The sequence below is a fragment of the Povalibacter sp. genome, assembly GCF_036520495.1.
In the GTDB taxonomy this organism is placed as follows: Bacteria; Pseudomonadota; Gammaproteobacteria; order Steroidobacterales; family Steroidobacteraceae; genus Steroidobacter.
On sequence record NZ_DATDJO010000060.1, the window covers coordinates 1 to 12,540 of the forward strand.

At 62.7% G+C, this 12,540-nt stretch carries 13 protein-coding genes, 1 tRNA gene and 1 pseudogene; 7 read left to right on the plus strand and 8 right to left on the minus strand.

Annotated elements, in window-relative coordinates:
- Nucleotides 1-368: pseudogene (locus VIZ63_RS20130) on the plus strand (dihydroorotase); the annotation flags it as partial.
- Between the two features lie 31 nt (nt 369-399).
- Nucleotides 400-993, plus strand: coding sequence for a ribonuclease T (rnt, locus tag VIZ63_RS20135; protein WP_349261237.1), 594 nt, complete (start codon nt 400-402; stop codon nt 991-993).
- A 45-nt stretch (nt 994-1,038) separates the two neighbouring features.
- Here the strand turns inward: rnt and grxD are convergent, their stop codons facing one another.
- Entirely contained in the window at nt 1,039-1,350 is a 312-nt protein-coding gene (gene grxD / locus VIZ63_RS20140; RefSeq protein WP_331611557.1) for a Grx4 family monothiol glutaredoxin, read from the minus strand.
- Between the two features lie 23 nt (nt 1,351-1,373).
- On the minus strand, nt 1,374-1,571 hold the full coding sequence (locus VIZ63_RS20145; RefSeq protein WP_331611558.1) for a DUF1289 domain-containing protein: 198 nt from the start codon (nt 1,569-1,571) through the stop codon (nt 1,374-1,376).
- A gap of 144 nt (nt 1,572-1,715) precedes the next feature.
- Here VIZ63_RS20145 and nadC point away from each other — a divergent pair, with 144 nt between their 5' ends.
- Entirely contained in the window at nt 1,716-2,564 is an 849-nt protein-coding gene (gene nadC / locus VIZ63_RS20150) for a carboxylating nicotinate-nucleotide diphosphorylase (protein ID WP_331611560.1), read from the plus strand.
- 41 nt (nt 2,565-2,605) lie between these two features.
- Here nadC and VIZ63_RS20155 read toward each other — a convergent pair whose 3' ends face one another.
- Nucleotides 2,606-3,214, minus strand: coding sequence for a superoxide dismutase (locus tag VIZ63_RS20155; protein ID WP_331611561.1), 609 nt, complete (start codon nt 3,212-3,214; stop codon nt 2,606-2,608).
- 336 nt (nt 3,215-3,550) lie between these two features.
- On the opposite strand from VIZ63_RS20155, the gene VIZ63_RS20160 reads away from it, so the two are divergent.
- Entirely contained in the window at nt 3,551-4,645 is a 1,095-nt protein-coding gene (locus VIZ63_RS20160; protein WP_331611562.1) for a glycosyltransferase family 9 protein, read from the plus strand.
- Between the two features lie 79 nt (nt 4,646-4,724).
- Here the strand turns inward: VIZ63_RS20160 and VIZ63_RS20165 are convergent, their stop codons facing one another.
- Both VIZ63_RS20165 and VIZ63_RS20170 read right to left on the minus strand, forming a co-directional pair.
- Nucleotides 4,725-7,349, minus strand: coding sequence for an EAL domain-containing protein (locus tag VIZ63_RS20165; protein ID WP_331611563.1), 2,625 nt, complete (start codon nt 7,347-7,349; stop codon nt 4,725-4,727).
- A gap of 472 nt (nt 7,350-7,821) precedes the next feature.
- Entirely contained in the window at nt 7,822-8,556 is a 735-nt protein-coding gene (locus tag VIZ63_RS20170) for a glycosyltransferase family 2 protein (RefSeq protein WP_331611564.1), read from the minus strand.
- Between the two features lie 173 nt (nt 8,557-8,729).
- On the opposite strand from VIZ63_RS20170, the gene VIZ63_RS20175 reads away from it, so the two are divergent.
- The gene (locus tag VIZ63_RS20175; protein ID WP_331611565.1) at nt 8,730-9,713 is read left to right on the plus strand and encodes a cation diffusion facilitator family transporter; all 984 of its coding nucleotides are present in this window, start codon (nt 8,730-8,732) and stop codon (nt 9,711-9,713) included.
- Here the strand turns inward: VIZ63_RS20175 and VIZ63_RS20180 are convergent, their stop codons facing one another.
- From VIZ63_RS20180 to VIZ63_RS20190, 3 genes are all read right to left on the minus strand, one after another.
- Nucleotides 9,714-10,427 (minus strand): lysophospholipid acyltransferase family protein, encoded by a 714-nt coding sequence (locus VIZ63_RS20180; RefSeq protein WP_331611566.1) that lies wholly within the window; start codon nt 10,425-10,427, stop codon nt 9,714-9,716.
- Between the two features lie 107 nt (nt 10,428-10,534).
- A tRNA-Thr gene (locus VIZ63_RS20185) sits at nt 10,535-10,610 on the minus strand.
- 69 nt (nt 10,611-10,679) lie between these two features.
- A complete protein-coding gene (locus tag VIZ63_RS20190; RefSeq protein ID WP_331611567.1) occupies nt 10,680-11,129 on the minus strand; it encodes a Fur family transcriptional regulator in 450 nt (149 codons plus the stop codon).
- A 179-nt stretch (nt 11,130-11,308) separates the two neighbouring features.
- Here VIZ63_RS20190 and VIZ63_RS20195 point away from each other — a divergent pair, with 179 nt between their 5' ends.
- A complete protein-coding gene (locus tag VIZ63_RS20195) occupies nt 11,309-11,851 on the plus strand; it encodes a GspH/FimT family pseudopilin (protein WP_331611568.1) in 543 nt (180 codons plus the stop codon).
- A 141-nt stretch (nt 11,852-11,992) separates the two neighbouring features.
- The gene (pilV, locus tag VIZ63_RS20200; protein ID WP_331611569.1) at nt 11,993-12,538 is read left to right on the plus strand and encodes a type IV pilus modification protein PilV; all 546 of its coding nucleotides are present in this window, start codon (nt 11,993-11,995) and stop codon (nt 12,536-12,538) included.
- Nucleotides 12,539-12,540 lie beyond the last annotated feature (2 nt).

Sequence of the window (12,540 nt, forward strand, 5' to 3'; positions counted from 1 at the left end):
TCAAGCGCGAGCGCGATCGACGTGCCTTGATCGAGGCGGTGACCAGCGACGATCCGCGCTTTTTTCTCGGCACGGACAGCGCCCCGCATGCGAAACACACGAAGGAGCATGCGTGCGGCTGCGCCGGAATTTTCTCCGCGCACGCCGCCATCGAGCTGTATGCAGAAGCATTCGAGCTGGCTGGCCGTCTGGATCGACTGGAAGCGTTCGCTTCGCTGCGCGGGCCGGATTTTTACGGCCTGCCGCGCAACACCAGCCACATCACTCTGGAGCGGTCCGCCTGGACCCCACCGGCCAGCTATCCGTTCGCGACGGATGAACTGGTGCCGTTCCGCGCGGGCGAATCCATCGCCTGGCGCCTGACCTGAAGGAATCGTCCCCTTGATTGAACAGTTGCCGATGGCGCGTCGTTTTCGCGGCTTTCTCCCGGTCGTCGTCGACGTCGAATGCGGTGGATTCAACCCGAATACGGATGCGCTGCTGGAAATCGCGGCGGTTCTGGTGGAGATCCAGGGCGACGGCTCGCTGCGAACGGGTGAAGGCTGGCGCTACCACGTGCAGCCGTTTCCAGGCGCCAAGGTCGAGGCGGCGTCGCTCGCGGTGAACGGTATCGATCCCTATCACCCGCTGCGTCCTGCGATCCCCGAGAAGGATGCGCTCGCCCGCCTGTTTCGCGACATCCGCCAGGCGATGAAGGACAACGACTGCACCCGCGCCGTACTGGTCGGCCACAACGCATCCTTCGATCTGAATTTTCTCAATGCGGCGGTGACACGCTGCGGCATCAAGCGCAATCCATTCCATCCCTTTTCGAGCTTCGACACGGCGACGCTGGCTGGCGTCGTGTACGGGCAAACGGTACTGGCAAAGGCGCTGAACGCCGCAGGGATCGCGTGGGATTCGAACGAAGCGCACTCGGCACTGTACGACGCTCAGCAGACGGCCGAGCTGTTCTGCAAGATCTGCAACCGGATGGGAACCGAGGTGCGGTGATGTGATGAAGTGACGCTACCGTCACCTCATCACCCGGCCGCCTGACTACTTCGCTTCGGCGAGTACTTTCTGCAGCTCACCGCTGTTGTACATCTCCATGATGATGTCCGAACCGCCGATCAGTTCGCCGTTCACATAGAGCTGCGGATAGGTCGGCCAGTTCGAGTACTCCTTCAGCGCTTCGCGCACTTCCGGATCTTCGAAGATGTTCACGTGACCGAACGTCACGCCCGACGCAGAAAGCGCACGCACGGCTGCCGCGGAGAAACCGCACTGGGGAAAGTCCGGCGTGCCCTTCATGTACAGCAGGACGGGGCTGGAAGAGAGCTGGGACTTGATGCGTTCGATGACATCCACTGCAATCACCTCGACGGAATTTCTCAAACTTTCAGGCGGGAACGTTCGCGCCGCTCGTGCGCGCGACGACATACATCCGATTGCTCGGTCGCGGACATGCGCGGCCAGTTGGCAATCTCGCTGAGCTCCCGGCCGCAGCCGATGCAGATGCCCTGCGGATCCAGCGTACAGACCTTGGTACACGGCGAAACGACAGGGGGCTGGGGGGGCTGCAAACTCATGGATACCAGACGCTGGGGCGCGAGGATTATGGGGACGCCACGGTCATTGTTCAATGGACGGGAAAATCAACGGCTTGCGCTGATCATACAGTGTCGTGAGCGCACAGGTTCTGGCCGAGCGGGGCCTATGCTCTAATCCTGCGCATGAAAACCCCTAACCTCCCGGCCGACCTCGGCGAACAGGTCGCCCGAGCCCTGGCTGAAGACAGCGGTACAGGCGACCTGACCGCATCGCTGATCCCGGCTGAAAAGAACGCTCGTGCCACAGTGATCTCACGTGAAACCGCCGTCCTGTGCGGCTGCGACTGGTTCAACGCGGTCTTCAGGCAGCTCGACCCTGCTATCCACATCCAGTGGTTCGCCAACGATGGCGACCGCGTCAATGCCAATCAGACGCTCTGCGAGCTCACTGGCTCGGCAAGAAACCTGCTGACCGGCGAACGCACTGCACTCAATTTCCTGCAGACACTGTCAGCAACCGCCACCAGTACGCGCACCCACGTGGAGGCCATTGCAGGCACGTCCACGCGCGTGCTCGACACTCGCAAGACGGTACCAGGCCTGCGGCTGGCGCAGAAATACGCTGTGGTCTGCGGTGGTGGCGTTAATCACCGGATCGGCCTGTTCGATGCGATCCTGGTGAAAGAGAACCATATCGCCGCCGCCGGGTCGATCGCAGCGGCCGTGGCACATGCACGGCGTGTCGCAGGTGATCGCGTGGTCGAAGTCGAGGTGGAGAGTCTCGACGAACTGCGGCAGGCGCTGGCGACCGATATCGATCGCATCCTGATCGACAACTTCACGCTGGCGATGATGCGCGAAGCCGTCGCCATCAATCGTCAGCACGGCGGGCGGGTGAAGCTCGAAGCCTCGGGCAACGTTTCACTGCAGACGATTCGTGGGATTGCCGACACGGGGGTCGACTTCATCAGCATCGGCGGGCTGACCAAGCATGTGCAGGCCGTCGACCTGTCGATGCGCTTCAGCATGTAGACCCGGACCGGCAGAACGCCGATCCGGATCTCAAAGGATCCTCAGGCCGACTGCAGATTCGCCGCGGCGAATTCGTAGTTGGCAAGACGGTTGAGGAAGTTGTCCGTGAAGTCCGGACGGCGATTGCGGAAATCGACGTAGTACGCGTGTTCCCACACGTCGAGGACCAGCAGCGGCTTGCCCTCGCCCGTCGCGATCGGTGTGCCGGCATTCGGGGACTTGGTGATCTTCAGCTTGCCGTCTTTGCCGAGCACGAGCCAGGCCCAGCCCGAACCGAACTGACCGAGCGCCGCCGCCTTGAACTGCGCCTTGAATTGATCGACACCGCCGAAGTCCGCGGTGAGCTTCTGCTCCAGTGCCGCAGGAATGGCGCCACCGTTCGGCGACAGCGAATTCCAGAAGAAGCTGTGATTCCAATGCTGGCCGGCATTGTTGAAGACGGGCGTCAGGTCGTCCTTGCCGTACGACAGGGTGACCAGCTCTTCGAGTGACTTGCCCTTCAGGGCATCGTTCTTCTCGACCAATCCGTTCAATGCCGTCACGTAGGTCTGATGATGCTTGCCGTGATGCAGCTCGAGGGTTTCCTGGCACATGCCGCGTTCGGCCAGCGCACCGTAGGCATAGGGAAGTGTCGGCAGACTGAAACTCATGGCGATCTCCGATAGGTTTGAAGCCGCGGCACCTGCGAGCCGCAAGCAGATCCTTCTCACGAACGACATGTCCGCAACGGATTGCGTCAACGCATGAACTGTCGGGCGAGAGTGGGAGGTCGGCGCGGAAGGCAGGTGCGCCGGGTCGATCTCCGCAGAGCAAAATAGCAGCGCCCCTCTCATGCCGCAAGCAAAGAAGCCCGAGGCATGTGGGCATCAAACTCGCGCATCGTCCGATGAATTGGCGTAAATTCGCCCGCGATCGTGCCGTTCATCCACGAATAGACGAGCCTCAACGTAAGGCAGCGCATGTATCGGAAGAACGACTGGCATTCAATGCAATTCGTCGACAGCCGAAGCCCCGCCACCCAGCGCGTCCTGATCGTGCGCTTCGGTGCGCTGGGCGACATGGTGCTGCTGACTCCCATGATCCGTCGCCTGCACGAACGATTTGGCGTGCCCGTCGACATCGTGAGCTCAGGCGGCTGGACGCGCCCCCTGCTCGACGGACAGCCGGGCGTGGGCGACATCAGGATCATCGGCAGTAGACGCCGACCGTATCTGCTGAGTCCCGATCAGCAACGCCTAGTGCGCTGGCTGCGCGCCCGCGGCCCGACCCCTACGTGGTTCGCACACCCGCACGATGTGGGTCGCGACCTGCTACGCCGCGGCAACGTGCCGGACGAATTCGTCTGCGACTTCACTAACACCATCCCGGGCGAGCACGACGCCGATCGCTGGGTGCGTTTCGCCGATGAGACACCCGTCGCGCTGGGTAATGTTTATCCACCGGCGCAGCACACCCGTTCGGCGCACGCGTTCCTGCAGGTTACTGCCTCCATGCGCAGCGACCTGCAGCCCTGGCTGGTCCGCCATGGGCTGGAGAGTCAATCGCTGATCGCCATCCAGGCGGGCAACAAGCGCACCATGCGCTCCTGGAAACGACGGCGCGTGACCAACAAGAAATACTGGCCGGAAACGCGCTGGGCCCAGGTGATTCGCGCAGTGCGCAAAGACCGCCCGCATAGTGCCATCGTGCTGCTGGGCGTTCCCCAGGAACACGAACTCAACCAGGACATCATTCGCGAAGCGGGCATCACGAACATCCACAACGTCGCCAACGATCTGCCCGTCCCGATTCTGGTCGCCCTGCTCGAACGCACCGACAGCATGATCTCCGTAGACACCGGCCCGGCCCATGTCGCCGCCGCGGTCGGTTGTTCCGTAGTGACGTTGTTTGCCGATGCCGATCCGCAACGGTATCGGCCAGGAGGCAGAAACACTTTTGCCATCGCGCTGCAGGGCAAGGTTGAAGGACAGCTCAATATCCTGGGGATCGATGCGTCACGGGTGATTGCCGCGTGGCGCCAGCTGCCGAAGCGAGCGCGCCGTTACGGCGCTGAGCAGGAGCTGACTGCGGGCGTCGGGTAGTCAGAAGGAATATTCCACTGGCGCTACGAAGAGATTTTGATCTCCCCGTGCACTCTGCTCGCTGCGTGAAATCCCGTTTCTAACTCGCTACGGCTCGCAACACGCGCTGCGGCGTCGCAATACCGTAGCCCTGTGCATAGTCGACGCCCAGGCTGCGCAGCATCTCGATGATTTCGGCGTTCTCGGCGAACTCGGCGATCGTCTGCTTGCCGGTGAGATGGCCGATCTCGTTGATGGAGCGCACCATCTCGCGATCGATCGGGTCGTGGAGGATTTCCTTGACGAAGCTGCCGTCGATCTTGAGGAAGTCGACGGGAAAGTGCTTCAGGTAACCGAACGAAGACAGCCCGGTACCGAAATCATCCAGCGCAAACCGGCAGCCGAGCTCCTTGAGCGCGTGAATGAAGCGGTTCGCCTGCGAGAAGCTCGCGATTGCCGCCGTCTCCGTGATTTCGAAACAGATCTTCGAGGCGTCGATGCCGCTGCGATGGAAGTGATCGATCACGAACGGCAGGAATTTGTCGTCGCCCAGACTCTGGCCTGACAGATTGATCGAACACATCGAGAGCTTTTCACGCTCGTCGGCTTCCGACACCAGCCAGCGCAGCGCATGCTCGATCATCCAGCGATCGATATTCGGCGTCAGGCCGTAGCGCTCGGCCGCGGCGATGAACTGATCCGGCGTCACGATCTTGCCTGCCTCGTCGCGCATGCGCAGCAGCAACTCGTAGTGCAGGCCGGGGTCTGGTTTCTGCAGCGGCTGGATCACCTGGCGATAGATTTCGAAGCGGTTGTCTTCGAGCGCGTTGTTGATGCGGGCCGCCCACTGCATTTCGCGACGCCGACGCATCAGGTCGATGTCGTTTTCCTGGAAGCTGTAGATGCGGTTGCGGCCGCTTTCTTTCGCGGCGGCGCAGGCGCTGTCTGCCGCCGACAGCAATGAGGCCACGTCTTCATTCTCGGTCGACAGCGGCACCACGCCGATACTCGCGCCCAGCCGGAACGTGCGCTCTTCCCACACGAATTTGTAGTTGCGGATCGCCTCACGCAGCGCTTCCGCATTCCGGACCGCCTCTTCCAGGGAACAGCTTTCGAGCAGCACTCCGAACTCATCACCGCCGAGACGCGCGACCGTATCGCGCCAGCGGATCTTGGATTTCAGCAATGCGCCCACCTGGCCGAGCAGGGCATCGCCGGCGCTGTGTCCGCAGTTGTCGTTGATGATCTTGAACTGATCCAGATCGATGTGGCACAGCGCGAACGAGGCCTCGCGCGCCTTGGAGCTTTTCATCGCGCGTTCGAGCCGCGACTCGAATTCGCGCCGATTCACCAGGCCAGTCAGGATGTCGTGGCTCGCGTGGTAGGAGAGCTTGCGATTCAGTTCGCGGCTCTCGCTCACGTCATGGAACACCAGCACGCCCCCGCAGACGACGCCGGAGCCGTCGCGGATGGGCGAAGCGCAGCTTTCGATGTACAGCTCGTTGCCATCACGACGGATCAGCAACGTCGGCCGGACGGACTTGATCGCGCGCGTGCGGCGAATCGAAACGGCGAGAGGATTCTCCAGCGGCTCGCAGGTTTCCTCGTGGAAGCTGCGGAAGATCTCATCGATGACGCGGCCCTGCGCATGTTCGAGCCGCCAGCCCGTGAGCTGCTCAGCCACCGGGTTCAGATACTCGATCCGGCAGGTCGAATCCGTCGTGATCACGCCGTCGCCAATGGATTGCAGCGTGATCTGGGCGCTTTCCTTTTCGCGGAACAACGCTTCCTCGTAAAGCTTGCGCTCGGTCACGTCCAGATCCACGCCGACGATGCGGCGCGTGCGACCGTGCTCGTCGACGCGCGCCTTGGCGCGACTCACCACCCACAGCCAGAAGCCGTCGCGGTGTTTCAGGCGATGCACGCTTTCGAACATCGGCTCCTTGCCCGACAGATGATCGCGCAGCGCACCCTGAACCCGCGGCAGGTCCTCGGGGTGAACCAGCGGCTGCCAGTCGACCAGCGGCTCCACCTCGTCGTCGGAGTAACCGAGCATCGATTTCCAGCGCGGCGAGAAATAGGAGGAGTTCTTCTCGAGATCGAAATCCCACAACCCGTCGTTGGCCCCGTGCAGGGCCAGTTCACTGCGCTCTTCGAGGTTGTCGAACTGCGCGCGGTATTGTTTGCGCTCCAGGCCACTGGCATAGCTGGAGGCCAGCAGCTTCATCGCCAGATGCAGGTTGGCATCCCAGCTTTCGCGCGGTCGCGTGGAGCACATCGCGAAAAAGCCCCTGATCCGACCCGCTACGGCGAATCCCACCACCAGTACGGCGCCGACCTGGATCGAGGCGAAGCGTGCTGCCTCCGCCGCCAGCTCACGGCGCGGCTGCTGCGTATCGCGGATCTCGATGATGCGGATGTGTTCGAGACGGTCGCGCAGGTACGGCAGCGTCTCGAGCGACTGGCCGCTGAAGACGTCGGGATTGAACGTCGCGAACAGGCTCGCCGAGCCAATGACCTTGCGGATGGTCGGTTCCTGTTCGTCGATCAGCGCGACCAGGAAGGCATCGATGCCAGTCGCGTCGCGCAATGCATCGAGGTTCTGACGCACGAGCTGATCGACATCGGAGGCAGGCGGATTCTGAAAATCGACAGCTGCCTTGGTGAGCAGCACATCCAGCCCCGCCTTCGAACGCTGCTGGGCGCTCGCTGGCGGTCGAGTCACGAACAGACTGCCGCCTGCTGCTCGCGGGATGGGATCAATGACCTTGGTCGGATCGCTCGCCACTGGGTGGAGCCGAATGGATGATCGCTATCGGAACCGCGCGCTCACGCGAATGCTGGCGCAATGGCCGCGCGTTGCTACCCGAAAACTGGTGTGTCGATCCGGCATGCCGGATCGGTCGGTGGCAGTCATTGAACAATCCTCCCGCCGTGTCGCCCGACGGTTTGAATTATGGGCGAACGAAAGCTGCGACCGATTGTGGCACGGCCTTCTGAAGGATCATAGCCGTCAATGACATACGGCGTTTGATCGTGATGGCGACAGCCATTACCCTGAGTCAATGATCAGGGGCATTTGCCGCCTGCTCTTCCGTCGGGTTCGCACGGCAATTGCTTTGGGGAGCCAACGTTGCAGAATTTTCCCGTCGGGCAGGCAGCCCGGTCGCGATCCTGCGACAGCTCCGGCCGGCTACCTATCGCTCGCTGCCCTGCTCCACCACCGTCGGGCGAGGCGGGTTGCGCTTCAATATCCAGCGCACTCCAAACAGATCGACGATTCCGACCCACAGCCTGTTGCGCAGCCCGTACTTCGATACCCCGTGTGAACGTTGGCGGTGACGAACCGGCACAGAGATCACTTCCCACCCGGCATTGAGAAACAGGGCCGGCAGAAAGCGATGCATGTGATCGAACCGCGGCAATTCGAGAAAGGTCGCACGATGCATGAGCTTGATGCCGCAACCGGAGTCGGGTGTGCCGTCGTTGAGAAACCAGCTGCGCACGGCGTTGGCGACGCTCGAGGACACCTTGCGTAACCAGGTGTCCTGGCGCGAAGCCTTGCGATTGCCCATGACCAGCTTCACGCGTTCGCCCCGTGCCTGCCGGGCAGCGACCAGCGCAGGGATATCCGCCGGATCGTTCTGACCGTCGCCGTCGAGGGTTGCAATCCAGTCGGCGTGCGCCGCACGAACGCCATCATGCACAGCGGCGCTTTGCCCGCTGCGCTTCGAATGACGCAGCAGTCGCAGCTCGGGAATTCCCTGAACCTGCGCGGCCAGCACGGCGGCTGCCGTACCGTCGGTGCTGCCATCATCAACGAAAATAATTTCGAAGCGCCGAAATCCGGCGAGTGCCTGGCTGACCTCCCGGGCCAACGAACCGACATTCTCCTCTTCGTTGCAGACCGGGATGACTACCGAGATTTCCATGATTCCTGCGCTGATGGCGTGTGGGGCGTGTCCGTGGAGGGTGGCAAAGAAATAACGTGAGATCGGAAGCGCCGGATTGCGGAGTTGTACGTAGACGCTCCGATCCCATCAGATCAATCGCGACGACTCGCCCGACCCTTGTAATGCCCGAGCGTCGACCTATGCTCCATGGCATGCACGCGCCTCACTCCCACGATGGCCATGGTGACCGGCACGGGTCGCACTCCGGACACGCCAGCGATCATCACGCTCACGATCATGCGCACGGATCGTCCCTGAAACTGCTGGGATTCGCGCTTGCCCTGACGTTCGTGTTCATGCTGGTCGAGTTTGCCGGCGGCCTGATCGCAGGCTCGCTGGCGCTGCTGGCCGATGCCGGGCACATGCTGACCGATGCCGCGGCGCTGGCCCTGGCATGGGCCGCCATCCTGATCGCAAAACGGCCTGCCGATCTGCGTCGCACCTTCGGCTATCAACGCCTGCGCGTGCTCGCGACGTTCATCAACGGCTGCGCGCTCATGTTCATCACGGCCTGGATATGTATCGAAGCCGTGCAGCGATTTATGCAGCCGGTGCCGGTCGACGGGTTCACCATCCTGTGGATCGGGACCATCGGACTGGCGGTGAATCTCATCGTATTCGCCATGCTGCGGCGGGGCGACTCGCACGACATCAACATTGCCGCAGCGACGCTGCATGTGCTCAGCGATCTGCTCGGATCAGCGGCCGCCATCGTTGCGGCCCTGGTGATCATGTACACGGGCTGGACCCCCATCGACCCACTGCTGTCCGTCTTCGTCTGCCTGCTGATCGTGCGCAGCGCCTGGTCACTGATCCGACGCTCGACACACATTCTGATGGAGGGCTCGCCCGACGACCTCGACGTCGCGGAATTACGCAGCACACTCGAAGCGCGCGTACCCGACATTCACGACGTGCACCACATCCACACCTGGCTCGTAGGGCCGCACGACGTGCTGCTGACGATGCACGCAGCGGTCAGCACGACCGCGGATCACGCGCAGGTACTGCGGCAGGCCAAGGCGGTGCTGGCAGAACGCTATGGCATCACCCACGCGACGATTCAAATCGAGGCCGAAGAGTGCGCCGACCCCGATTGCGCCGACGTGTCACCAGCGCACGCCACCAAGGGATGATTATTTCCTGAGTTCGGCCGCGGCCAACCGGTATGTCGCCAGCATGCGGCGTTCCATTTCGCGCTGCGCCTCTGCCATCTGTTCGCCATTCATCTCCGCCGGCGGATAGAACGGTTCGCCGATCGCAATGCAGATACGCCCGAACGGCACCGGGATCACGAATTTGTCCCAGGTTTTCAATACCCAGGCTGGCCTCGCTGCGAAGGCCAGCGGAATGACCGGCTTGCCGGTGGTCTGCGCCGCAAAGATGGCGCCGGGCTTGAACTTGAATCTCGGTCCCTTCGGCCCATCGGGCGTCATGGCAGCGGAAATGCCGTCCCGTTCGATGGCCTGCTTGGCGCCGCGTACGGCACGCAGCCCCGAATAGGTTCCGGAGCCGCGCACGACGTGAGCCCCATACAAGCGGGCGAGCATCGTCGGCGCCTCGCCGTCCACTGACGGCGAAATCATGAAGCCCGCCTTGAGCGGCGGACACACCCGCTTGCTCACCAGAAACCGCGCGCAGATGAGCAGGTGCTGATGCCAGCACACCGGCACCACGGCGCCATGCTCCTGAACCAACTTGTTGAAGGAATCGAGCCCGACGTAGCGGATGCGGCACGTATGCCAGAGGACTTCGAGGATGCCGGCTGCGAGTCCAACGGCGAGCCGGTACAGCAATATCCGACTACGGGTCAGTTTGCGGCTGGATCTGGAGCGTGCAGGTTTGGTCACGTCGCTGCGATGTCCCGAAGGTCGAGCCGGCCGGCGATCCAGCTTGCAGTTCCGGATTCCGGCGCCGGAACGCAAACGCCGCGCAAGGCGCGGCGTTTACGAAAGGGTGGTGCCGGAGAGAGGACTTGAACCCCCGACCCGCGCATTACGAATGCGCTGCTCTACCAACTGAGCTACTCCGGCCCGCGAGGGGGGCGAAGTATAGAGAAAGAATTCCACCAGAGGTAGCGGACGGTTGAAAACCGTGACGTATCAGCGACCCGCACTCCGGCGGCGGATCCGGATCACGACCTCGACGGCCTCGGCCTCCATGCCGTCCGGCAAGGCCGGGAAACGACTGAAGGTGATCTCGTCCGGGTGAATGTCGCACAACTCACCCGTGTCCAGATCATGGAAATGATGATGCGGCGCCCGGGTGGAGTCGTAGACGGATCGCTCCGGATCTACATGGATCTGACGAATCAGGCCGGTCCGGGCCAGCACATTGAGCGTGTTGTAGACCGTCGCCTTGGACACGCGCTCCCCACCCTGCCTGACCGCCGCCAGGATCTGTTCCGCGGTCATGTGGGTGGGCGTCTGCATCAGGATCTGGGCCACCCGTACGCGCTGTCCGGTGGGCTTGAGACCGTGGAGTTGCAGCTCCTCGACGATCGTCTCGCGAGTCATCGGGGACTGCGGATAGGCCTGAAACAAACTGGTCACGGCGGGATGCACTGGGGTTCGGACAACTGGCCGGGAGCATACCCCCGGATGTGGCCGCGTGGGTATGGCATGCGTCTGCGGGCGCACAACGCAATACTGGCTAAATGCCGACAAAATCGGCGTCTTCCGGCCACCGTGCCGCCTAGTCTGGCTGCCACCGCCACCTCAGGAGCACATGGATGCGTGCCAGTCGACGTCGGTCCACCGGAGTCACCCTGCTCGAAATGCTGACGACAGTGGCCATCGTCGCCATCGTAGGCGGCATAGCCGCCCCGTCGTTCGCCGGCATCCTGCGCGATAGCGCACGGACGACGGCCGTCAACAGCTTCGTCCATGCGCTGTATCTGGCGCGCAGCGAAGCGATCAAACGTGGCAAGACGGTCAGCCTCTGCAAATCCTCGGACGGACAAACCTGCAGTAATCGTGCGCAGACATGGAGCAGCGGCTGGATGGTATTCGTGAACAGCGACAGCGACGACCTGCCGCAACGAGACGCCGGCGAGGACATCCTGGTCGCCTACCCGGGATGGCCCAACGGCGAAATCACTTCCAATCGGCAGGCGTATTCATTTCGCGCCTACCGGCAGGGAGTCGTGAATGGCACGCTGCTTTTCTGCGACGATCGCGGCAGCGCACAGGCGCGGGCCATCATCATCAGCCAGACCGGGCGGCCGCGAGTCTCACAACGAGATTCGAGCAACAAGCCTCTGCGATGCGGGTGACAAGCGCTAAGGCCGGGCCGCAGGCTGTCCAGCGGGACTTCCGTTGGTCGTCCGCGTGGGACTTCCGTTGGTCGTCCGCGCGGGACTTCCGTTGGTCGCAGGCTGTACGCTGTAGGCTGTAGCCAGACCAAGAGTTAGATCTTGCAGATTCGACGACTTATTGCTGGTGCTCTCAGCGGCGAGCGGAATATTGAATCCAGCCCACGTCCGTCACGCCTCCAGCCTCCAGCCTCCAGGCTCCGGCCCACAGCCTTTCCCTCCTCCTCCGGCTTCACTCTCGTCGAGGTCATTACGGCGCTGCTGGTCGTCGGTATCGGGCTCATCGGCATCGCGGCTCTCTACGGAGAAGCGCTGCAGACCGATGTCGATACGCACCCTCAGGCGCAGGCGGCGCGACTGGCTCAGGTAATGGCCGACAAGGTGAACACCAACACGGCGGGCCGCACCGGCTATGCCAATGTGATCGGCGTGCTGTGCACGGAGACGCGCGACCCGCGCCCCATCAATGCCGCCTCCCAGGAAGCCGCGTGCTGGCATGAGGAGATCCGCAAGACGCTGCCGAACGGTACTGGCGCCATCACGCGCGACCTGTCCACCAATCCGGCAACGTACGTAGTCTCGGTCAGTTGGTCAGCGGCGGGCGCAGGCGCCGCTTCCTACGTCATGCGCGTTCAGCCCACGAAGTGAGC